The organism is Stenotrophomonas sp. PA-6-5C (assembly GCF_021605635.1).
Lineage (GTDB): Bacteria > Pseudomonadota > Gammaproteobacteria > Xanthomonadales > Xanthomonadaceae > Stenotrophomonas > Stenotrophomonas lactitubi.
Genome location: NZ_WKEE01000004.1, coordinates 116,938 through 137,895 on the forward strand (window position 1 = coordinate 116,938; position 20,958 = coordinate 137,895).

Here is a 20,958-nt window from a genome sequence, read left to right on the forward strand (position 1 = left end):
GCGCCAGCAGGCGCAGATCCTCATCCACCTGGCTGCGTCCGATCACCGCGATGATATGGAACGCCCCGTGCGTACACGCCTGCAACGTCGGGCGGTGCCCGGGGATTCCGCGCTGCCGTCATTCTTCGTCATCATCGTCCGGATGTTCGCCGAACTCCGGACGATACTGCTGGTACTCGCAGCCATGCAGCGTCTTGCCGGGCCTCCAGTCGCGCGCGATGCGTGCACGGTCTTCCAACCAGCCATCGGCGGCAGTGTCGGTATCGTGGAAGCCGACGAAGGCGACGTCGTCCCAGCCCTCATACGGAGGGAGATCCCATTCGTCCGCCAGGGCCCCGGCGATGTTTCCATCAAGCTCGGCATAGAGGGTCTGACCTACCTTCACGAAGCGCGGGACGGGCCTGCCGGCGATCATGACCGGCGCCGGCGGCGCCCACCAGCGATAGCCGTCTTCGTCCTCCCCATCCTTCCAGCCTTTGAAGCGCGCGTCAGTGGTGTGTGCAGACATGCCCACCGCCCAACCGGCAGTGTAGTTGCGCAGCGCATCGGCCTTGCAGGTCAGCACGTCGTCCAGCTCGGTGGCGATATCCACGCCCGGGGCGAACGCCACATCCGGCTCCTTGCCGCGCCTGCGCAACTGCTCAGCGCGCGTGTCGAAGCTCTCCTCGCACCCGACCAGGATGGCGTCTGGATGGGTGGATATCCGTGATGCCACCAACGAGCGTGTATGCAATCCGCCATCACCGCTATTGCGCAGCGACAGCGTCCTCTGGCGAATATGCGACGCCATACGGACGCTCAGTGGCTGCAGCTCAAGCTGCCGCGATACTTCGTCCAAGGTCACCCCATCGATGATGGCCATGGTAGCGCCAGAGAGGACCGCAAAGCGCCGGATCGAATGGCCGAAAACGATAATGGAGGCCGGTAGCGCCACTTCGTGCAACGAAGGGTTGTCCTGCTTGACCAACTCCCAGTTGCGAAAGGCCGCCTGCGGAGGCTCCCCACCCAGTGCGACCCGCCACAGGTTGCGACGCACAGGCTTCATGATCGCAGCCGGCGCACGACACTCGATGACGGCGGCCAGATCCTGCAGGGCCTGCTCCTCGGTCAGTTCGTCATGGGATTCTTCACTGTCATCATTGGCCAAGGACGTCGCTGGAACCAGAAGGGCCAGAGGAAGAAGCACAGACAACGCGAGGACTTGATATGCACGCAACAATGCGCTGGCCTACAGAAGAGGGCCCGCCACTTTGCCTGCCGGCTCCGCGTGGAAACATAGGAAAATTTTCAAATCCTCTCAGCGGCGTGTTTCGGAATCGGCAGGTCCGGCTTTTCAGACTAATTGCATGGACGCAGGAACTGCTCCCCGAGATCCTCGGGCATCTTTTCGATCGACCACGCACTGACATGTTGAAGCCGATTCTTGCCCTGCTGCTGGGCACTCCCTTCGCCGCGGCTACCGCAGCGCCCGCCGCACTTTCGCTGGAAGATTCCTTCGATGCGCATGCGCGCGTCATTACCCAGGATGATGAGAAGGCCAAAATCGCTCTGCGCAACAGCCTTCGCACGGCAGATCCAAACGACTACCCCGATATCGTCGACATCGTCGACAAGCTGTACGCTTTCGAGAATCTGGCGGCTGGCTTCGAGGAGCCTGCAGCCAGCGCCATCAGCGCGCGTCGAAAGACCATCCATTGCCTTGCCGACAGAATCGAAAAGAGCAACTCATCCGAACGCGGCATCGTGGACTACCACTGCACGCTTCCTGATGTTTCCGCTGCTTTCCCGGCCTACCGTGACAGTCGCGCGCGATTCCGTGCCGGAGAACAGACTGCCGGGGCACTCAAGGAGTTCCTGGAAGCGTACGCAGCAACCCTGCGCGATGCGCCTGATACCAGATACCAAGCACGGGCGGAATTCTCCCGCGCTGGCGACAACGGACCGTGGATCAGTGCCGACATGCTGCTCCTCAACTTGAAACTACTGAAGGAGCTGATGCCGTTTTCGGCTTGGGACGAGCGCATTGAAGCAGAGTCGGTCACCGCCTATTCCGGCATTCCCGCCTGTGACCTGATGTTGGATGCGCAGCTGAAGTTCGCAGAGCGGTATGACCCCGATAGCCCGCTGCAGCGGGGCACGACCTTGCAGGACATCGTGGCGGAAAAAGTACGATCGCTGGGACCCAGCCTGGCCGCAGCGTATTGCAGGGGAACCCACGATCGGAACCGTGCGGTGTGGGAAGGCCCAGTCAGCCAGGAAGACACTGATCACGTCCGCGCAGAATAAAAGGAGTTGCAGATGCTCACTCGCCTCCGCCGTATCACGCGCTCCGCTCTGCTTCTCCTGCAGGCTCTGCTGCTCGCGGCTTGCTCACAGGCGTCACAACCGTCAATTGCCGTCCCCGGCTCGGTCGTCAGCCTTGTACCGCCGGCAGGGTTCACGCCTGCGCCTCCTTTCCGTCTGCTTGATAGCTTGTCCGGATCAGCAGTGGCACTTACGGCCGGCGAACTGGACTCTGATCCAGAGGGCCGCCAACCCATGATTGTCGTTGCGTCCCAGCTTTCGCTCCCGTTTGCCTCGAACGATCCACAGAAGGTGTCCGATCAGTTGATTGCAGGGAGTGTCAGGATTCAGGGCGGAACGATTACCTCAAGGGAAAACGTGCCGTTCGGTGGTATCACCGGACACCGTGTTGACGGGGTCACACCCGACGGACGCCACTACCGCCACTACCTTGCCCTATGGCCGGGTGAACGGTTCGTCCGTTTGGTCGCCATTCTGCCGGCGGACAGCTCCAAGGAAGTGGAAGACGCGGTTGAGGCCACGGCCGCCTCGGTTCGATTCCGCGAGCCATGACATCACAGCGGCGCTACCGCATTGCGCTACGGGCGCAGCAGCAACCGCAGATCCTCACCCACCTGGCGCTGGTCGACCACGCGCAGGCGGCGCTGCTGGTCCATCGCGTCGATGCCAAGACCAGCCAGCAACGGGCGGCCGCTGTCGCCGAGCAGGGTCGGTGCCTGGTACAGCAGCAGCTCGTCCACCCAGCCACCGCGCAGCAGCGCACCGGCCAGCGTCGCGCCGGCTTCGGTATGCACTTCGTTGATGCCGCGTTCGGCCAGCAGCGCCAGAACCGCGCCCAGATCAAGGCGACCGTGGCGCACTGCCACGCTGGCGAATGCCGCGTCGGCTGCGTCGGGCGGGCTGACCATCGCATCGTGCAGGTACAGCGTCGGCGCTCCGCCCTCGCGCACCCGGCTGCATTCCAGCGAGCGCAGACGCGAATCCAGCACCACGCGCAACGGTGGCATCACCTCGGTGTCGGCCAAGCGCACGGTCAGCATCGGGTCGTCGGCGATCACGGTGTCGGCACCGGTGAGGATCGCGCCGGCACGTGCGCGCCAGTGCTGCACGTCCTCGCGCGCGGCGGGGCCGGTGATCCACTTCGAGCTGCCGTCAGCCATCGCAGTACGGCCATCCAGGCTGGCCGCCAGCTTCACCCGCAGCCACGGACGACCGCGCTCCACGCGCGACAGGAAGCCCTTGTTGAGTTCGCGCGCCTGCGCGGCCATCAGGCCCTCGGCGACCTCGATGCCGGCTTCGCGCAGCAGGTCGAAACCACCGCCATCGACCTTCGGGAATGGGTCGCGCATCGCGGCAACAACGCGCGACACGCCGGCGTCGATCAGCGCCAATGCGCACGGCGGCGTGCGTCCGTAATGCGCGCAGGGTTCCAGGGTGACGTAGGCGGTGGCACCACGCGCTTCGCTGCCGGCCTCGCGCAGGGCGAACACTTCGGCATGCGGGCCACCGGCTCGCTGGTGCCAGCCCTGCCCGACCACGCGCTCGCCATGGGCGATCACGCAGCCGACCATCGGGTTGGGGCGGGTGGTATAGGCGGCACGCTCGGCCAGACGCAGTGCGTTGGCCATGTGCAGGTGGTCAAGGACGGTGAACGATGTGCTCATGCCGCCATGGTAGCGCTGTTGGTATGGATCCACGCCATGCGTGGATTGATAGCAAAGCGCCAACCGAGGTTGGCAGAGTCCAGTAGATCCACACCATGCGTGGATGGCGGCACAGCGCCAACCAAGGTTGGCATCTACCAGGGCAACGGGCGTCAGCCCTTCTTCTTCTTGGTCAGGGCGATCACATCGCCCAGCAGCTGCAGCTGTTCGGTGCTCGACGGCAGGTCGCGTTCGAGCTTCTCGATTTCCTCGCGGAAATCGGCCACGTCCTCGAAGCTGCGGTACACCGAGGCGAAACGCACATAGCCGACATGGTCAAGCTTGCGCAGTTCATTCATCACGAACTCGCCGACCTTGATCGACGGCACTTCGCGTTCGCCGCTGATGCGCAGCTGATGCACCACCGCGCGCACCGCCGCTTCGATCTTCTCTTCGGGCACCGCACGCTTCTGCAGCGCGCGGTCGAAGCCGGCGCGCACCTTGCGGGCATCGAAGGCTTCGCGGGTGCCATCGCTCTTGACGATGGCCGGCAGCTTCAGTTCGACGGTTTCCAGGGTACTGAAGCGTTCGTTGCACGCCTCGCACTCACGCCGACGACGAATCGTCGCGCCGTCTTCGGAGACGCGCGAGTCGATGACCCGTGTATCGGCATGCTGGCAGAAGGGGCAATGCATTGAACGCCTGGCTCAGGAAAATACCTGCTGCCACGGTCGTGGCAGCGTCGCAACGGTACCTGAGAAGGGCTTTCCCAGCAAATGCCGGCTGCAATCAGCCTTGTTCGGCAACGCCGCGGACGCGACGCAGCCAACCCAGATGCGCCGCTGGCACCAGCAGTGGCACGCCCAGCACCAGATACCCCAGCACCTGCCAGGGGCTGCCGGCAAACAAGCTGAAAAGCACCACACCGACCACGGCCAGTGCCGCGACGGCGCCCAGCACCAGCCCGATCCACGGCAGCGCCGGTGAGCGCCGCAGGCCTTCGCGCCCCTGCCGCAGATAGCGGATGCTGAGCCACAGCCATGCCAGCAACCCGGCAACACCCGCACTCGCCCACAGGAACAGCACGGCACCTTCATCGCCACGCATCAGCCCGTGACGGATCAGGAAGGTGTAGATGCCGAACCCGGCGACGCCACCACCGGCCACCAGTGCAGGCAACCCCAGCAGCAGGCATTGGGCGATATACAGGCGTTTGTGCAGACGCTCATCCATGCGTTCTTTCTCTCTTCCGGCGCGCAATCTCACGCCTGCCTTTTCAGCCACACCAGCATGCCCGCCGGCACCAGCATCGACGGCCCCAACAGCAGCAGATTGAAGCCTTCGGCATGGACCGCGATGCCCCACCACAGCGCCAGCCCAAGCGGCGGCATGGCAGCGAGACCACCGGCCAGCAGCATGCGCCACCAGACCGGCCGCACGCGCAGACCGGCACGTCCCTGCATCAGGTAACCTGCGCTGAGCCACAGCCAGGCCAGGCAGCCGGCAATTCCGGACAGGCCCCACAGCGGCATCAGCGTCACCGATGCCAGGGTGCCGTGACCAAACTGGCCCAGCCCCATCAACAGCAGCATCGTCGCTGCGGCCCCGCCGCCCACCAGGCTGGGCAGGCCGAAGAGTACAGCCAAGGCTGCATAGAGATACTTGAGGCGGCGCTCTTCCATGCGCGGTACTCAGGTGCCCGGGGTCAGAGCCCTTCCCACAGGGAAGGGATCCGACCCCAGTGCCCGATCAACCGTAGACCGGGTACTTGCGGCACTGTGCGCTGACGGCATCGCGCACGCGGGCAATCACGGCTTCATCGGCCGGCGCGTCGAGCACGTCGGCGATCCAGTTGGCCAGGTCCACGCAGTCCTGTTCCACGTAACCACGGGTGGTCACCGCCGGGGTGCCCAGGCGCAGGCCCGAGGTCACGAACGGCGAACGCGGGTCGTTCGGCACCGAGTTCTTGTTGACGGTGATGTGGGCCTTGCCCAGCGCGGCTTCCGCGTCCTTGCCGGACACGTCCTTGCCGATCATGTCGACCAGCATCAGGTGGTTCTGGGTGCCGCCGGAGACGATCTTGTAGCCGCGCGCGATCAGCGTGTTGGCCATCGCCTGGGCGTTCTTGACCACCTGCTGCTGGTAGGCCTTGAAGCCCGGCTCCAGCGCTTCCTTGAAGGCCACCGCCTTGCCGGCGATGACGTGCATCAGCGGACCGCCCTGGATGCCCGGGAACACGATCGACTGCAGCTTCTTGACCAGGTCCTCGTCGGCGCCCTTGGCGACGATGATGCCGCCGCGCGGGCCGCGCAGGGTCTTATGGGTGGTCGAGGTGACCACGTGGGCATGTTCCAGCGGGCTGGGGTAGACGCCAGCGGCAACCAGGCCGGCGACGTGCGCCATGTCCACGAACAGGTAGGCACCGACCTTGTCGGCGATGGCGCGGAAGCGCGCCCAGTCGATAACCTGCGAGTACGCCGAGAAGCCGGCCACGACCATCTTCGGCTTGTGCTCCAGGGCCAGGCGCTCGACTTCGTCGTAATCGATCAGGCCCTGGTCGTTGACGCCGTACTGCACGGCGTTGAACAGCTTGCCCGAGGCATTGACCTTGGCGCCGTGAGTGAGGTGGCCGCCGTGGGCCAGGCTCATGCCGAGGATGGTGTCGCCCGGCTGCAGCAGCGCGAAGTACACGGCCTGGTTGGCCTGCGAGCCGCTGTGCGGCTGCACGTTGGCATAGTCCGCGTCGAACAGCTGCTTGAGGCGGTCGATCGCCAGCTGTTCGGCGATGTCCACGTATTCGCAGCCACCGTAGTAGCGCTTGCCCGGGTAGCCTTCGGCGTACTTGTTGGTCAGCTGGCTGCCCTGGGCTTCCATCACCGCCGGGCTGGTGTAGTTCTCGCTGGCGATCAGCTCGACGTGGTCTTCCTGGCGCTGGGTCTCAGCGGCGATGGCCTTGGCCAGTTCGGGATCGTAGGTTTCGATGCGGACGTCACGCGGGAACATCGGGTACTCCAGCAGGCGGGGAAAGGGGTACGACTCAGCCCTTGATTGTAGCCCCGCCCCGGCCTGCTGGGGCCGAAACGGGCCCGTATGGTCTGCAATTCCCGGGCAGGCCGAGGGCGGTGGCGGAGCATCCACGCATCGCGTGGATGACGATGGCAGGACGACAAAAGGCGCCCTCAGGCGCCCTTCGTCCTTGCGCGTGCCGGCTGCGATCCTCAGCGGTTGCTGACGATGTAGTCGGCGATGATGCCGCTGGCGATGGCCACCAACAGCATGTTGCCGCGGTCATCGCGGATCCAGTGGTGGCCGTACGGCGGTCGGCGCAGGTGGTAGCGCGGGTAGTCGTTCACCACGTAGATCGGGCCGCGGTAGTAATCGCGGTAGCGGTGACCGCGCTGCCAGCCATAGCCATAGCCGGGCCGGTAGCCCGGGCTGTAGACCACGCGCGGCGGCGGCGGTGCCGGGCGGTAGTAGCCATGGTCGTAGCGACGGTCGTGACGGTAATCGCGGCGCGCCTCGCGGCGGTCGCGTTCCCAGTCGCGGCGGTCGTGACGCCATTCCCGGCGGTCCTCGCGCCACTCCCGGCGATCACGGTCATGGCGGCGGTGATCGTTGTCGGCGAAGGCCGGGGCGATGGCGCCCAGCGCCAGTACAGAGGCCACGGCGCCGGCCATGAGTCGATGGATGTGCATGGGAGACCTCTGCTGGGTGGGTGGTGATCCCATCTTGCGCATGCGATCTGAACGGTTTCCGGCTGGAAACGCTTCCCGCTGCGGGACTGTGACGGGGTATTCAGGTCGCGGCCAGCCCCGGGTGCTCCGGCCAGCGCGGGCCGGAACCGGTTCCGGCTATAATTGGGGGTATTCCATTCAGTCTGTGCCCGCTGCCGCAACGGGAAGTTCCCCGTGACGGACCGGGCGCAGGGTCGCGCCTACGGAGACCTCATGTCCTCGCAATACATCTACACCATGAACCGCGTGTCCAAGGTGGTCCCGCCCAAGCGGCAGATCATCAAGGACATCTCGCTGTCCTTCTTCCCGGGCGCGAAGATCGGCCTGCTGGGCCTGAACGGCGCCGGCAAGTCCACCGTGCTGAAGATCATGGCCGGCGTGGATACGGATTTCGAGGGCGAAGCCCGTCCGCAGGCCGGCATCAAGGTCGGCTACCTGGCGCAGGAACCGGAGCTGGACCCGACCAAGACCGTGCGTGAAGCGGTTGAAGAAGGCGTTGGCGAAGTGCTGCAGGCGCAGGCTGCGCTGGACGCGGTCTACGCGGCCTATGCCGAAGAAGGCGCCGATTTCGACGCGCTGGCCAAGGAACAGGAACGCCTGGAAGCGATCCTCGCTGCCGGCGACGCGCACACCCTGGAAAACCAGCTGGACGTGGCCGCCGACGCGCTGCGCCTGCCGCCGTGGGATGCCATCGTCGGCAAGCTGTCCGGTGGTGAAAAGCGCCGCGTGGCACTGTGCCGCCTGCTGCTGCAGAAGCCGGACATGCTGCTGCTCGACGAACCGACCAACCACCTCGACGCCGAGTCGGTGGAATGGCTGGAACAGTTCCTGGCGCGCTACACCGGCACCGTCGTGGCGGTCACCCATGATCGCTACTTCCTGGACAACGCCGCCGAGTGGATCCTGGAACTGGACCGCGGCCGCGGCATTCCGTGGAAGGGTAACTACACCGACTGGCTGACCCAGAAGGATGAGCGCCTGAAGCAGGAAGACAACCAGGAAAAGGCTCGCCAGAAGGCGATCCAGAAAGAACTGGAGTGGTCGCGCCAGAACGCCAAGGGCGGCCGTACCAAGGGCAAGGCCCGTCTGGCCCGCCTGGAAGAGCTGCAGTCGGTCGATTACCAGAAGCGCAACGAGACCAATGAAATCTTCATTCCGCCGGGCGAGCGCCTGGGCCAGGCGGTGATGGAGTTCAAGAACGTCTCCAAGAAGTTCGGCGACCGCCTGCTGTTCGACAACCTGAACTTCCTGGTGCCCTCGGGCGCCATCGTCGGCATCATCGGCCCCAACGGTGCCGGTAAGTCGACCCTGTTCAAGATGATCACCGGCCAGGAAAAGCCGGATACCGGCGAGATCGTGGTCGGCCCGACCGTGCAGCTGTCCTATGTCGACCAGAGCCGTGACGCGCTGGAAGGCAACCACAGCGTGTTCCAGGAAATCGCGGGCGGTCTGGATATCCTCAACATCAACGGCATCGAGATCCAGTCGCGCGCCTACATCGGCCGCTTCAACTTCAAGGGCCAGGACCAGCAGAAGATGGTCGGCTCGCTGTCCGGTGGTGAGCGTGGCCGCCTGCACATGGCCAAGACCCTGCTGCAGGGTGGCAACGTGCTGCTGCTCGATGAGCCGTCCAACGACCTGGACATCGAAACCCTGCGCGCGCTGGAAGATGCGCTGCTGGAGTTCCCGGGCAACACCTTCGTCATTTCGCATGACCGCTGGTTCCTGGATCGCATCGCGACCCACATCCTGGCGTTCGAAGGCGATTCGCACGTGGAGTTCTTCCAGGGCAACTACCGCGAGTACGAAGAAGACAAGCGCCGCCGCATGGGCGACGACGCCGCGCCGAAGCGCCTGCGCTTCAAGGCGCTGAAGTAAGGAACAACGAAAGGCCGCGCTCGCGCGGCCTTTCGCCTTTCAGGGGCCGCAATCGATTTTTGTTGACGCTTTTGCCCCTTTCGCACCGTGCTCCAGCGCCCCTCGGCTGAAGGTCCCACGTGTAAAGCAGTGTTGATCCCTTGTCGCACATGGCAACGTCCGTACTTTGCAACTCTTTGCATGTTCCCGGCCCAACGCTTCGGTTTTCCTACGCACCCGATTCACCCCCACGTAGGAAAACACCATGAAAGCACTGATCTCGACCACAGCGGCCCTGCTGCTGTCCGGCACTGCCGTCGCCGCGCCGGCGAACTGGGAAGGCATCCATCTGGGGGCACATGCCACCCATGGCGAAGGCCACAGCCAGGACCGCAGCAATGCCAATGCCTCTGAAAAGAGCATCCGCGGCTTTGCAGGCGGGCTGCAGGTCGGCCGCAACTGGCAGTTCGACAACAACGTCGTTGCCGGGATCGAAGGCGCCCTGTCCTTCGGCAACATCAACCAGGAGTGGAAGGACCGCGACAACCATCAGTACAGCCCTTACTACGGCAAGGATGCGGTGACCCGTTCGGGCGCGATCAACCTGACGCTGGGTTACGCCGCGGGCCAGTGGCTGCCGTACGTCAGCGCCGGTGTGACCGTGGCCCGCCAGGAGTTTTCGCTGGGCTGCGACACGTCGCTGGTGGAGGCCACCAATGGCTGCCGCGTCGCCGAATTCGAAACCCGCGCGTCCCATGTTTCCACCGGCGGCAACGTCGGCGCAGGCGTGCTGTACCGCTTCAACGACCAGCTCTCGGCGGGTGCCGAGTACCGCTACACCCACCTGGGCTCCAGCCCCGTTTACCTGGAAGATCCCAACTATCCGGCTGCGGCGCGACGCAGCTTCCATACCAGCTACAGCAGCGTTACGCTGAAGTTGAACTACCACTTCTAACCGCCTGGCGACGCACCCGCAGGCCCTTTGGGCGGCAGGGCGCGCAGGTACGAGAGATCTGCGATGTCCCTGTTCGAACGCCTGTTCCAGCTGCAGCAGCACGGCACCACCGTGCGCACCGAGCTGCTGGCCGGTGTCACCACCTTCCTGACGATGTCCTACATCGTCTTCGTCAATCCCGAGATTCTCGGCACCACCGGCATGGATGCAGGTGCGGTGTTCGTGGCCACCTGCCTGGCTGCAGCGCTGGGCTCGGTGGTGATGGCACTGGCGGCCAACTTCCCGGTAGGCATGGCGCCGGGCATGGGCTTGAATGCGTTCTTTGCCTTCACCGTGGTCGGTGCTGCCGGCCTGCCCTGGCAGCAGGCGCTGGCGGCGGTGTTCATTTCGGGCCTGGTGTTCCTGGTGCTGTCGCTGACCGGCGTGCGCGCGTGGCTGGTGTCGGGCATTCCAGCGTCATTGCGGTCGGCGATCGTGGCCGGCATCGGCCTGTTCCTGGCGATCATCGCGCTGCAGAAATCCGGCGTGATCATCGGCAACGAGGACACGCTGGTCGCGCTGGGCCCACTCAATACCGCGCCGCCGCTGCTGGCACTGGGTGGCTTCCTGCTGATCGCGATCCTGGAAGCGCGGCGTGTGCGCGGCGCGATCCTCATCGGCATCCTGGCGGTGACCGCGGCCGGCTGGGCGTTGGGCGATCTGCAGTACCACGGACTGGTGTCGTTGCCGCCGAGCCTGGCACCGACCTTCCTGCAGCTGGACCTGCCCGGCCTGCTGCACCACAACGGTGGTGCGCCGATTGCGGTGCTGCTGCAGGTGGTGCTGGTGTTCGTGCTGGTGGAAGTGTTCGATGCCACCGGCACGTTGTACGGCGTGGTCGGCCGTGCCGGCCTGCTGAAACTGCCGGGCGCACAGAAGCGATTCGGGCGCGCGCTGCTGGCCGACAGCACGGCGATTGTCGCCGGCTCGCTGCTGGGCACCAGCAGCACCACCGCCTTCGCCGAAAGCGCCTCTGGTGTGCAGGTGGGTGGTCGTACCGGTTTGACCGCGCTGGTGGTGGCCGCGCTGTTCCTGGCCGCGCTGCTGTTCTCGCCGCTGGCGGCCATGGTGCCCGGCTATGCCACCGCGCCGGCGCTGCTGTTCGTGGCCGGGCTGATGCTGCGTGAACTGGTGGAAGTGGACTGGAGCGACCTGACCGAGTCGGTGCCGGCTGCACTGTGCGCGCTGGCGATGCCGTTCACCTATTCCATCGCCAACGGCCTGGCGTTCGGCTTCATTGCCTATGCCGCGCTGAAGGCAGGCACCGGCCGCTGGCGTGAGGTGCATCCGGCGGTGTGGCTGGTGGCGGTGCTGTTCGTGCTGCGCTACGCGTTGGAGTGATCCGGTGGCTGTTGCCGGCCGCTGGCCGGCAACTTCACATGCCTCGGGAATCCTGCAGTTGCCGGCCAGAGGCCGGCACTACCTGATACCCGCGTGGCCTACTCACTCGTACTGGATGGTGAAGGTTGCCTGGCCGTTTGCAACACCGGCACCCACGGTACCGGCCTGGGTCTGCACGTAGCGTGCGCGCAGCGGCAGGCTCAACGTAGAGCTGCCAATAGTGGTCGTGCCGACGTTGATGGTCTGCCCGAAACGCACTTCGCGCTCGCTGCTGCCATCACGCTGCACCATCTGGATGCCGATGCGCGTAGCGCTGTTGGCAGCGGCGCTGAGCTTGAGCACGCCCGGCATGTTCGAACCATCCTGGTCGGCATCCAGGCGGATGCCGACCTTGCTCTGGAACTGCGCAAGGTTGCTGCCCTGGCAGTTCAGGCGGATGTCGAAATCACGGTTGACGGCCTTGGAGCCGACGCCGGTGAAGCTGGTGTTGGGCACGCTGCCGAAATCCACCGGAATGTTGCGGCTGCCGGCCTGTACTTCGCAGGTCGGGCTGACCACGGTGGTGCCCGAACCCTTGAAGGTGGAGGTCAGTTCCGGACGGCCGGGACCGTCGCCATCAAGATAGTAGGTAGTGAAGCGGCCATTGGGCGCGATGGTGCCCGAGCCAGTCTGCGCAGCAGTCTTGATCAGTTCCACCCGGAAGCGGCCGCCATTGAGGGTCAGGTTGCGGTTGCCCCCCAATTGCAGGGTGTGGGGGTAATAGGTCTGGATGGTGCCCGAATCGCGATAGACACGAATACCGACACCCGCTACGTCGGTGGCATAGACATTGCTGAAGCCTGGCACAGCGCTCTGCTGCGCAGCGTTGACGAAGCGGCCGTTGGCGCTGCCGCCCCACCGATCACAGTAACCAATGTTGTCGCGCTGGTTGATCGGCACGATCAGTTCCTTGATCACACCACCGACTGGCAGATTGGGCAGGATGACGATCTGACCCATGTCCATCTGCACGTCCTGCGCGACGAACCCCTGCTGGGTGATATAGCAGGTGGCCAGCGCCGGGCCGGCCAGCAGCACGCCGCCAAGCACGGCCAGGGTGGCCAGCGCCTTGCGGCCACGGAAGAGAATCATCGGCATGCTGCCTCCAGCGGGATGAAGCCGGTCTTGGACGCATCGGCGCCCGCCGGTACCTGGTAATCAACCGTGCAGCGCTGGTCAGCACCGGCGCCCCATTCAACCTGCAGGCTGCCCTGGTTCTTCTCGCTGCGCACGTACAGGCGGCCGCCCTGGCTGACCATGCCCACCGGCTGGCCAGTTTCGTCCTTGACCTGCGCGCCGAACGGCAGCGTGCGACCGTCGGCGTTGCGCACCTGGATCAGCAGCGCATTGCCCTTGCGGGTATCGAAGCGCAGGTAGCTGATGGCACCGGCGAACGGAGCGATCGACTGGCTGCTGCTTTCCAGCTCGACATCGTGCGCCATGCCCTGCGGGTCCAGGGTCACGGTGTTGAGGCGATACGGCGACACGTAGGGGACCACGGCGTAACCGCGACCATCGATGCGCAGGCCCGGCGCGTTGCTGACCATGGCATCACGTGCACCCGGCGCCTCGACCAGCACCATGGTTTCGCCGCGCTGCGGGGTGAAGGTGACGCCACCCGGGTGCATGACCAGGCTGCCGTTGGCACCGAACGATGCCTGGCGGAAGTCACGCGAATGGCCGTAGGTCGCGTTCAAGGCGGTGTAGCGGCTGCGGTACTCGGCATTGCCGACTGCGGTGGTGCCACCGTCACGGGTATCGGACAGGGCCACGCCGTAGCTGAAGTTGTTGTCCACGCCTGCGGCGCCGGTGATGCCTACACGGCTGCTGTCGTAGCCACCGCGTTCGCGCACACCGACATCGGCACTGAGCGAGACCGGGCGGGTTCCGCGGCCCAGCGGCACGCTCATCGACAACAGGTACTGGGTATCGGAACGGCCCAGCGCACCTTCTTCGGTACGCAGTGCGGAGAAGCCGAAGTTCACCGAGCGCCAGGCGTTGTTGTAGCCCACCTGGTACTGCTTGGCGGTACCGGAGCGATCGTAGAAGTCACGCACCGAGCCGGTCACGTACAGCGCGCCCCAGCGACGGCCGAGCGGCTGGTTCAGGGTCAGCTGGAACTGGCTGCGCTGGCGGCCGCGGGTGCTCGGATCGATGCCGCGATCATCGGCGTCGCGTGCGTACAGCGCATCCTGCAGGCTGTAGAAGCCTTCAGTGGAATAGCGGTATGCGGCCAGGGTCAGGTTGGTGCCGGTCTCGCCGATCATGTTGCTGTAGCTCAGGCGCACGCTGGCGCCGGTGCTGTTGCCGTAATGATCGAACGAGGTGCGGGCATGGGTGACATCGGCGGCGAAGGCACCCAGCGGCGTGGACACGCCGATACCGTACAGCAGCGACAGGTAGCCATCGCTCAACGCGCTGCCACCGTACAGGGTCAGCTGGTTGCCGATGCCGCGCTGATAGGTGCCCTGCATCAGCCACGGCTCATCGCGCAGCTGCTTGTTGCGGACCTGGCCGGCAGTGATGGCATAGCGGGATACGCCGGCGCGCAGCATCTGCGGCACCGAACCGAACGGAACCTTGAACTCGCGGCGGCGGCCATCGGCTTCGACCACGCTCACTTCCAGGTCGCCGCCGTAACCGGTCGGGTACAGGTCGTCGATCACGAAGTTGCCCGGCGACACCGAGGCCGAATAGATCAGCTGCTGGTTCTGGCGGACTTCGACGCGTGCATTGGTCTCGGCGATGCCACGCACGATCGGCGCGTAACCGCGCAGCGAATCGGGCAGCATGCGATCGTCGCTGGCCAGGCTGGCACCGCGGTAGCCGATCGAATCGAACAGCTCGCCACTGGTGTAGGCCTCACCCAGGGTGAGCATGCCGCGCACCTGCGGAATACCGCGTTGCGCGTAGGTGGCGATGCTCTGCCAATGACGGCCGTCGCCTTCGTTCCAGGTCAGGTTGGAATCGTGGCGGAACTGCCAGCCGCCCAGGTTCAGGCCGGCGTTGAGGCCCAGGTAGGCGCTGCGGTTGCGGTTGCCACCGTCGGTGCGGCTGTCACTGTCGATCGCGTTGAAGCTGTAGCCGACGAAACCGGCATTGATGCCACGGTCCCACAGTGCGGGATTGACATAGCCTCGGGCTTCGCGGCGCATGAACGCCTGCGGGATGCTGAGGTCGTAGCGCAGGTTGCCGCTGTCATAGGTACCGTAGGCGTTGGCCATGCGCTGCTGCACCGGCACGCAGGTGCTCTTGTCCAGCGCTGCGGACGGATCCTGCTGGAGCAGGACCGCTTCGCTGTCCACGCCCAGCTCTTCCAGCGTCGCCACATCCAGGCAGGCATCGACACGGCCCTGCGCATCGGCCTTGAACTGCAGATCGCGGCGGCCCTGCCATGCGCCGTTGACGTAGACGTCGACGCGGTAGTTGCCGGCAACCATCGGGTTGCCATTGGAGAAGGCTGCCAGGTCGACCTGCTTGGCCTGGCCAGACAGGAAGCTGGAATTGAACTGCGCCTGTTCCGGCGCACGCGCCGTTGCCGCACCGCTCTGCGCCATCAGCGCCTGTTCGCCGAGATTGGCCGGTGCAGCCAGTGCCCATCCTGGGCAGGCGACGCCAGCAGCCAACAGGCAAAGCGCCTGATGGATCGACAATGTCAATCTGTTTCCGATCACACTGACATTCCTTCAATTCGCCGCACGGCGGCAGTTGCGGGATGCGCAGGCCAATGGCCCGCGCGGCGCTTTCAGCCCCCGGTAGCGGACAGGCGGATCGTGTGTTCGACCCGGCCGCCGTAGTCGTTGATGGTGATGAAGCGGACCTGCTCGATGCCGGCTGGAGCGGCGAAGTCGAGGCTCTGCTTCGGTGCAACCATCTTTCCCTGCTCTTCGACCGGCCGCTCGCCGCTGCCGGTCACGGCATGCACTTCAGCCAAGGTCACGTGGAAGGGACTGGGGTTTTCCACCCGCAGGCGATCACCGCTGCGGGTCCAGCGCAGTGCTGCGGGCGCGTCGTTGGCGACGCCCTTCAGGCCCTGCGGCCGATAAAAGAGTTTGAGGCGCGAACGAAACGCGACCTGCAGGTAGTTCTGTTCGCCACTGTCGGCGCTTTCCGGCGACGGCGGCACATCCAGCACGTTGAGCCAGAACACCGATTCGTGGTCGGTCGGCAGCTGCGCGCCAGAGAAGATCAGGCGCAGCGCCTGGCTGCGACCGGGCTCGACACGGCTGATGGGCGGCGTCAGTACGAACGGTGCATCACTGGTATCCGCGGTCTGGTTGGCGTCGCCACTGTCGATCCAGGCTTGCACCAGCGCGGGCGAATCGCCCACGTTGTCGACCTGCACGGTGACTTCGCGCGATTGCGCCGGGTAGATCACCCGCGTGCCATTGACCACCACGCCAGCCAGAGCGTTCTGGCAGAAGGGCAGCGTGAACGCTGCCAGCAGCAGCGCCCGGGGAAAGATTGCTTTCATCGGAATTACTACGCTCGAGATGTGTGGCCAGGGGCCGCGAAGCACTGGCCGGCGCGTACGCCGGCCAATGCGGGGTACGGCTACGATCAGTTGTAGATGATCGTGTACTTGACGTTGCTGGTGACTTCACCGGCAGTCGCGGCGGCGGTCGCGTAGTACTCAGCGTAGTAGTTCAGGTTGGCGGTGCCATCGGCAGCAACGGTCACCCACTGCGAGTTGTCCTGGGCCTGGTTGGCGCCCGAGGCCTTGACCGGCAGGAACTGGTTGTTCGAGCCCAGCAGCTGCAGCTGCACGTTGCCGGCAGCATTGGCCGCAGCCTGGTTGTTCAGGCGGCCGCTGTTGAAGTCAACGGTCGAACCCGGCTCGAAGTAGGTAGCGACGTTGCCGGCGCTGCACTTGGTCAGGTTGATCGCGAACGGGGTACGACCGGCAACGGCGCCGGCAGCAGCCAGGGTGCTCTTGGACACGGTTGGCAGGTTGACAGAGAAGTCCTTGCCACCCGGGGTCGAGATGGTGCAGGTCTTGTCGGTGACCTTGCCGTTGAAGGTGATGGTGCCGTCGGCAGCATTGGCGGCCAGCGGAGCGGCAGCCAGCATCAGAACCGCGATGAATTTGATCTTGTGCATTGCTTGTACCTAACCCTACTGAAGAGATGGAAAGTAGAGGAGGAAGCAAGGAGCACTGCCGGGCATCGGACCCTTCCTTGCGTCTCACCTGTCGCCGGATTCGGACGTACCTCTCCCTGAATCCGTGACGCAAGTATATGCATAAATGTGACCTAGGTCTCATAATTTTTTATGAACACAATGTCTTGACGCCAATAAATTGACGTGCTAACTCAATAATGGAAGGTCTCGGAAAAGCCAAGGCAGGCCTGGCGTGCGACGTAAATGGCACTCGATCGTCGACCGCATTTGAAGGTAAAAACGGCGTTATTTGACGCGCATCACCCTTCTCAGGTGATGGCCCTAGCAGAACGAAACACTGCCTATCAATGACTGTTCGCGGTTGTCGCTAACTAGGACACACCGAACCAGAGAACGTGTCATGAAGAGCTCGATCCTGCTGTGCGTGGCCTTGATGTCCGTCAGCGCACTGGCCCAGGCCAGCAGCGGAAGCGTCCGCTTCAGCGGTCGCATCGTCGATCCCGGCTGCACGACGCGCCTGTCCCAGCAGGAGCTGAGCCTGGAAGCGTGCCCGCCGTCGGCCAAGGGTGCCAAGGTGGCTGTGACGGCGCTGGGCGAAGGTGAAACGGCAACGCTGCGCGAAGGCGGCCGCCATGGCCAGCAGCTGGCCGTGGCCGCACGCACGCTGCGTGCCGGCGACCTGTCGTTCTCCGAGCGCTATCGCCTGGAAGCCTCCCAGCGCCAACCGCTGCGAGGCGCCTATCTGGTGGTGGTCGACTACCCCTGAGCCGGGTCCGGTAGTTCGAACACCTGCCGCAGGTAGGACAGGTAACCCGGGTCATCGCACATGCTCTTGCCCGGTGAGTCACTGAGCTTGGCCACCGGCTGGCCATTGCAGCGGACCATCTTGATGACGATGTTGAGCGGGGTCGGCCCCAGATCGTTGGTCAGATGGGTACCCACGCCGAACGCCACCTGGCAGCGGCCGCGGAAGTAGTCGTACAGGCGCATCACCTTGGTGATGTCGAGCCCATCGCTGAACACCAGCACCTTGCTGCGCGCGTCGACGCGGCGCTGCTGGAAGTGGGCCAGCATGCGGTCGCCCCAGTCGAACGGGTCGCCGGAATCATGGCGCACGCCGTCGAACAGCTTGCAGAAATACATGTCGAAGTCGCGCAGGAACGCATCCAGCCCGACCACGTCGGACAGCGCGATGCCGAGGTCGCCGCGGTACTCGCGCGCCCACGATTCCAGTGCCGCTACCTGCGAATCGCGCAGGCGCGGGCCCAGCGCCTGGAATGCCTGCAGGTATTCGTGGGCCATGGTGCCGTGCGGGGTCATGCCGTACAGGCGGGCGAAGTGCACGTTGCTGGTGCCGACCAGCTGTGGGCCCAGCGCGTCGCGCAGCAGCGGCAGCAGGCGTGCATGCCAGTCGCGCGAGTAGCGGCGGCGGCTGCCATAGTCGGCGATGCGGCACTGTTCGAAGCCGGGGGTATCGCGCAGCAGCGCGGCCTTGGCCTGCAGGCGGCGTTCGCCTTCGGCGAAATCCGCCGTGGTGGTGTTGCGGAACCAGACTTCGTTGATGATCGCCAGCAGCGGCACTTCGAACAGGATGGTGTGCAGCCACGGACCGGTGATGTCCAGTTCGATCTCACCGGGCACGGTCTTCGATGCGCGCAGCTGGATGTACTTGCGATCCAGGTGGAACAGGCCGAGGAAGTCGGCGAAATCCGGCTTCACGAAGCGCAGGCCACGCATGTAATCCAGCTCTTCATTGCTGAAGCGCAGGCTGCACAGGTGGTCGATCTCCTCATCGATCTGGTCGATGAAGCGGGCCAGTTCGATACCAGGGGTGCGGCATTTGAAACGGTATTGAACCTGCGCGCCGGGGTGCTGGTGCAGCACCGCCTGCATCATGGTGAACTTGTACAGGTCGGTGTCGAGCAGGGACTGGATGATAGGCATGGCTGGAATTATGCGCCTGTAGGGGTGAACCGGGGGCGCCGCCAGTAGAGCCACGCCATGCGTGGATGATCCTCTGGCCGCGCGTTACAGCGACCTGCGCAGCAGCCTCGGCACCTGCACCAGCGCATGGGCCCAGATCGCGCCCCACACCGCCATCCGCACCGGCAACGACCGCTGCGACGCTTCGAACTTGCTGAAGTAGCGCCACAGCCCGCGATGTTTGTGCCATTCCACGAAGAACGGCCGCGAACGGCTGGACACCCCGCGCACGTGGGTCACCTTCAGGTCGTTGGCGATGGCGACCACGCCGCCAGCCTCCCGCACGCGGCGGCACAGGTCCAGGTCTTCGGCATGCAGCCGGTAGCCGGCATCCCAGCCGCCGATGCGATCAAACAGCGCGCGCGGCATCAGCAGCAGCGCACCGGACAATGCCGGCACCTGCTGCAACGGCTGCGCCGGGTCGCGGGCAATGGCCAACCGCGCGCCGCGACCGGGCGAGCGCAGCATGGCGAGGAAGTCCGGATCACGACGACGTACCGCTTCATCGGCCTGGCCGTGTTCGTCCACCTGCTCCACGCCCAGCAGGCAATCGCCCACCGCACCGGCACGGTCACGCAGTGCGGCGAGGGTATCGACGTCAACCATCAGGTCGGGATTGATGAAGGCCAGCCACGGGCTGCGGGAGTCGGCAACGCCCTGGTTGTTGGCTGCGGCGAAACCTGGATTGTCCGGGTTGGCGATGAAACGGACACGCGGATCGTGACTGGCGTGGCGCTGCACGACCTCCAGGGTGTCATCCAGCGAACCGTTGTCGATCACCCGGATCTCGGCCACATCCTGCGCCTGGCGCAGCCGCGACAGGCAGGCATCGATGGTGCTGCCGCTCTGGTAGGTGACGACGATGGCGGCAATGGCGGAATTCAAACAGGCGGCTCCAGCGGTGATGGCGGCACGAACAGGTCGCCCTGCCCGCGCGGCATTATCGCCTGCTGCAGGTTGTGCTGCAGGTCCTGGCGCAACGCGTGCAGCGGATCGTGCATCAGGAAGTCAGCCAACCGCGGCACCCAACCCGGCCAGCGCGCGGCCAGTGCCTCCAGATCGCCGTCGCGGCTGGGCGCTTCACTGGCACGGCTGACGAAGGCGTTCTCGCACAACACGTTGCGCCAACCGAGGCCGGCCATGCGCAGGCTCAGATCGACCAGCGCCGCGTTCCAGCCGAGGTAGCTTTCTGCATCCAGGCCACCGGCGCGGCGCCGTGCATTGGCGCGCACCAGCACGGCGTGAGTGACTGCCGAGGGGAGCTCAGGGTGCAGGGTCGGCAGTGCGGCGCAGACGTGGGCCAGCAGCGCCGGGTCGCTCGGTTCGGGGTTGAGCTCGCCCAACCGCGGCCAGGCAGCGGTTTCGCCCACATTGCACCACGGCGTGGCGGTGGCGATGGCGGCGTCACGAGCGAACGTGGCCTGCAGCTGCTGCAGCCATCCCGGTGCAGGCACGCTGTCCGGGGCCAGCACCGCGACGTCCAGGCCATCGCAGGCACGCAGCATTTCGTCCAGGTGGGCGACCTCGCCGAGGGGTCTGGCGCGGCGGGTGTATTCGGCCTGCAGCGGGGTATGTGCCAGCCAGTGTTCGACCACCGCCTGTGCACGTGGCCCGGCCTGCGCGTCATCGCCCAGCCAGATCGATGTCCCCGCTGCGGTACCGGCATCGAGCGCGGCCAGGCAACGGTCAAGCACCGCGTCGTCCACGCCGAGCGGCAACAACACGATCGCCCCCATCCCGCCTCCGTGGTTGTCGGTGGCCACAGCGTAGCATCGGGTGGGTGTCGGCCGGGTTGCACCCGGCACCGGCCGAAGCCGACGCCGAAGCAACGGCAACAGCGGGGATTCCGTGGGATGGCGGGGTGGGTCCGGTTGCGGGGGACGCCGTAAACCCATCCCTGGGGGCTTGGCCGCGGCATCCATGCCGCGGACACCCCCGCAAC

20 protein-coding genes are annotated in these 20,958 nt (G+C 65.3%); 6 read left to right on the forward strand and 14 right to left on the reverse strand.

Annotated features, from left to right (window positions below; all coding sequences use genetic code 11):
- Window positions 1–118 precede the first annotated feature (118 nt).
- The gene (locus GIW57_RS02855; protein ID WP_236509111.1) at window positions 119–1,147 is read right to left on the reverse strand and encodes a hypothetical protein; all 1,029 of its coding nucleotides are present in this window, start codon (window positions 1,145–1,147) and stop codon (window positions 119–121) included.
- Window positions 1,148–1,407: 260 nt separating this feature from the next.
- Between GIW57_RS02855 and GIW57_RS02860 the strand changes: the two genes are divergently transcribed.
- Together GIW57_RS02860 and GIW57_RS02865 are read left to right on the forward strand one after the other, a co-directional pair.
- The gene (locus tag GIW57_RS02860) at window positions 1,408–2,286 is read left to right on the forward strand and encodes a hypothetical protein (RefSeq protein ID WP_236509112.1); all 879 of its coding nucleotides are present in this window, start codon (window positions 1,408–1,410) and stop codon (window positions 2,284–2,286) included.
- 12 nt (window positions 2,287–2,298) lie between these two features.
- Window positions 2,299–2,856, forward strand: a complete 558-nt coding sequence (locus GIW57_RS02865; protein ID WP_236509113.1) for a hypothetical protein — start codon at window positions 2,299–2,301, stop codon at window positions 2,854–2,856.
- Between the two features lie 26 nt (window positions 2,857–2,882).
- On the opposite strand, the gene ribD is transcribed toward GIW57_RS02865, so the two are convergent.
- The 6 genes from ribD to GIW57_RS02895 form a co-directional block, all read right to left on the reverse strand.
- On the reverse strand, window positions 2,883–3,968 hold the full coding sequence (gene ribD, locus GIW57_RS02870; protein ID WP_236509114.1) for a bifunctional diaminohydroxyphosphoribosylaminopyrimidine deaminase/5-amino-6-(5-phosphoribosylamino)uracil reductase RibD: 1,086 nt from the start codon (window positions 3,966–3,968) through the stop codon (window positions 2,883–2,885).
- A gap of 152 nt (window positions 3,969–4,120) precedes the next feature.
- The gene (nrdR, locus tag GIW57_RS02875) at window positions 4,121–4,642 is read right to left on the reverse strand and encodes a transcriptional regulator NrdR (protein ID WP_025876654.1); all 522 of its coding nucleotides are present in this window, start codon (window positions 4,640–4,642) and stop codon (window positions 4,121–4,123) included.
- Window positions 4,643–4,736: 94 nt separating this feature from the next.
- Window positions 4,737–5,180: a hypothetical protein gene (locus GIW57_RS02880; protein ID WP_236509115.1), complete on the reverse strand. Its 444-nt coding sequence runs from the start codon at window positions 5,178–5,180 to the stop codon at window positions 4,737–4,739.
- A 29-nt stretch (window positions 5,181–5,209) separates the two neighbouring features.
- Window positions 5,210–5,629 (reverse strand): hypothetical protein, encoded by a 420-nt coding sequence (locus GIW57_RS02885; RefSeq protein WP_236509116.1) that lies wholly within the window; start codon window positions 5,627–5,629, stop codon window positions 5,210–5,212.
- Between the two features lie 67 nt (window positions 5,630–5,696).
- A complete protein-coding gene (gene glyA, locus GIW57_RS02890; RefSeq protein ID WP_099820330.1) occupies window positions 5,697–6,950 on the reverse strand; it encodes a serine hydroxymethyltransferase in 1,254 nt (417 codons plus the stop codon).
- A gap of 215 nt (window positions 6,951–7,165) precedes the next feature.
- Window positions 7,166–7,642, reverse strand: a complete 477-nt coding sequence (locus tag GIW57_RS02895) for an RcnB family protein (RefSeq protein ID WP_100462872.1) — start codon at window positions 7,640–7,642, stop codon at window positions 7,166–7,168.
- 252 nt (window positions 7,643–7,894) lie between these two features.
- Here GIW57_RS02895 and ettA point away from each other — a divergent pair, with 252 nt between their 5' ends.
- The 3 genes from ettA to GIW57_RS02910 all read left to right on the forward strand — a co-directional run bounded on the left by ettA (window position 7,895) and on the right by GIW57_RS02910 (window position 11,873).
- A complete protein-coding gene (gene ettA / locus GIW57_RS02900) occupies window positions 7,895–9,559 on the forward strand; it encodes an energy-dependent translational throttle protein EttA (RefSeq protein ID WP_025876664.1) in 1,665 nt (554 codons plus the stop codon).
- Between the two features lie 244 nt (window positions 9,560–9,803).
- On the forward strand, window positions 9,804–10,493 hold the full coding sequence (locus GIW57_RS02905) for an outer membrane beta-barrel protein (RefSeq protein ID WP_236509117.1): 690 nt from the start codon (window positions 9,804–9,806) through the stop codon (window positions 10,491–10,493).
- Window positions 10,494–10,556: 63 nt separating this feature from the next.
- Window positions 10,557–11,873 (forward strand): NCS2 family permease, encoded by a 1,317-nt coding sequence (locus tag GIW57_RS02910; RefSeq protein WP_025876668.1) that lies wholly within the window; start codon window positions 10,557–10,559, stop codon window positions 11,871–11,873.
- Between the two features lie 102 nt (window positions 11,874–11,975).
- On the opposite strand, the gene GIW57_RS02915 is transcribed toward GIW57_RS02910, so the two are convergent.
- The 4 genes from GIW57_RS02915 to GIW57_RS02930 all read right to left on the reverse strand — a co-directional run bounded on the left by GIW57_RS02915 (window position 11,976) and on the right by GIW57_RS02930 (window position 17,012).
- Window positions 11,976–13,010, reverse strand: coding sequence for a fimbrial protein (locus tag GIW57_RS02915; protein ID WP_236509118.1), 1,035 nt, complete (start codon window positions 13,008–13,010; stop codon window positions 11,976–11,978).
- Entirely contained in the window at window positions 13,001–15,565 is a 2,565-nt protein-coding gene (locus GIW57_RS02920; protein ID WP_100462868.1) for a fimbria/pilus outer membrane usher protein, read from the reverse strand. The genes GIW57_RS02915 and GIW57_RS02920 overlap by 10 nt, the downstream gene beginning before the upstream one ends.
- Before the next feature lie 92 nt (window positions 15,566–15,657).
- Window positions 15,658–16,386 carry a molecular chaperone gene (locus GIW57_RS02925; protein WP_100462867.1) on the reverse strand — a complete coding sequence of 243 codons (729 nt, stop codon included), beginning with the start codon at window positions 16,384–16,386 and terminating at the stop codon, window positions 15,658–15,660.
- 86 nt (window positions 16,387–16,472) lie between these two features.
- Window positions 16,473–17,012 carry a fimbrial protein gene (locus tag GIW57_RS02930; RefSeq protein ID WP_049469455.1) on the reverse strand — a complete coding sequence of 180 codons (540 nt, stop codon included), beginning with the start codon at window positions 17,010–17,012 and terminating at the stop codon, window positions 16,473–16,475.
- Window positions 17,013–17,433: 421 nt separating this feature from the next.
- On the opposite strand from GIW57_RS02930, the gene GIW57_RS02935 reads away from it, so the two are divergent.
- Window positions 17,434–17,799: a type 1 fimbrial protein gene (locus GIW57_RS02935; RefSeq protein WP_100462866.1), complete on the forward strand. Its 366-nt coding sequence runs from the start codon at window positions 17,434–17,436 to the stop codon at window positions 17,797–17,799.
- Here the strand turns inward: GIW57_RS02935 and pncB are convergent.
- The 3 genes from pncB to GIW57_RS02950 form a co-directional block, all read right to left on the reverse strand.
- Window positions 17,790–18,977: a nicotinate phosphoribosyltransferase gene (gene pncB / locus GIW57_RS02940; RefSeq protein ID WP_100462865.1), complete on the reverse strand. Its 1,188-nt coding sequence runs from the start codon at window positions 18,975–18,977 to the stop codon at window positions 17,790–17,792. The two genes, GIW57_RS02935 and pncB, sit on opposite strands and share 10 nt — an antisense overlap.
- 84 nt (window positions 18,978–19,061) lie before the next feature.
- The gene (locus GIW57_RS02945) at window positions 19,062–19,901 is read right to left on the reverse strand and encodes a glycosyltransferase family 2 protein (RefSeq protein WP_108265275.1); all 840 of its coding nucleotides are present in this window, start codon (window positions 19,899–19,901) and stop codon (window positions 19,062–19,064) included.
- Entirely contained in the window at window positions 19,898–20,752 is an 855-nt protein-coding gene (locus tag GIW57_RS02950; protein WP_100465672.1) for a glycosyltransferase, read from the reverse strand. Before GIW57_RS02950 ends, GIW57_RS02945 begins: the two co-directional genes overlap by 4 nt.
- Window positions 20,753–20,958 lie beyond the last annotated feature (206 nt).

Coding starts and splice junctions, on each gene's coding strand:
- GIW57_RS02860 (WP_236509112.1), top strand. CDS start 1,408: ATGTTGAAGCCGATTCTTGCCCTGCTGCTGGGCACTCCCTTCGCCGCG.
- GIW57_RS02865 (WP_236509113.1), top strand. CDS start 2,299: ATGCTCACTCGCCTCCGCCGTATCACGCGCTCCGCTCTGCTTCTCCTG.
- ribD (WP_236509114.1), bottom strand. CDS start 3,968: ATGAGCACATCGTTCACCGTCCTTGACCACCTGCACATGGCCAACGCA.
- nrdR (WP_025876654.1), bottom strand. CDS start 4,642: ATGCATTGCCCCTTCTGCCAGCATGCCGATACACGGGTCATCGACTCG.
- GIW57_RS02880 (WP_236509115.1), bottom strand. CDS start 5,180: ATGGATGAGCGTCTGCACAAACGCCTGTATATCGCCCAATGCCTGCTG.
- GIW57_RS02885 (WP_236509116.1), bottom strand. CDS start 5,629: ATGGAAGAGCGCCGCCTCAAGTATCTCTATGCAGCCTTGGCTGTACTC.
- glyA (WP_099820330.1), bottom strand. CDS start 6,950: ATGTTCCCGCGTGACGTCCGCATCGAAACCTACGATCCCGAACTGGCC.
- GIW57_RS02895 (WP_100462872.1), bottom strand. CDS start 7,642: ATGCACATCCATCGACTCATGGCCGGCGCCGTGGCCTCTGTACTGGCG.
- ettA (WP_025876664.1), top strand. CDS start 7,895: ATGTCCTCGCAATACATCTACACCATGAACCGCGTGTCCAAGGTGGTC.
- GIW57_RS02905 (WP_236509117.1), top strand. CDS start 9,804: ATGAAAGCACTGATCTCGACCACAGCGGCCCTGCTGCTGTCCGGCACT.
- GIW57_RS02910 (WP_025876668.1), top strand. CDS start 10,557: ATGTCCCTGTTCGAACGCCTGTTCCAGCTGCAGCAGCACGGCACCACC.
- GIW57_RS02915 (WP_236509118.1), bottom strand. CDS start 13,010: ATGCCGATGATTCTCTTCCGTGGCCGCAAGGCGCTGGCCACCCTGGCC.
- GIW57_RS02925 (WP_100462867.1), bottom strand. CDS start 16,386: ATGAAAGCAATCTTTCCCCGGGCGCTGCTGCTGGCAGCGTTCACGCTG.
- GIW57_RS02930 (WP_049469455.1), bottom strand. CDS start 17,012: ATGCACAAGATCAAATTCATCGCGGTTCTGATGCTGGCTGCCGCTCCG.
- GIW57_RS02935 (WP_100462866.1), top strand. CDS start 17,434: ATGAAGAGCTCGATCCTGCTGTGCGTGGCCTTGATGTCCGTCAGCGCA.
- pncB (WP_100462865.1), bottom strand. CDS start 18,977: ATGCCTATCATCCAGTCCCTGCTCGACACCGACCTGTACAAGTTCACC.
- GIW57_RS02950 (WP_100465672.1), bottom strand. CDS start 20,752: ATGGGGGCGATCGTGTTGTTGCCGCTCGGCGTGGACGACGCGGTGCTT.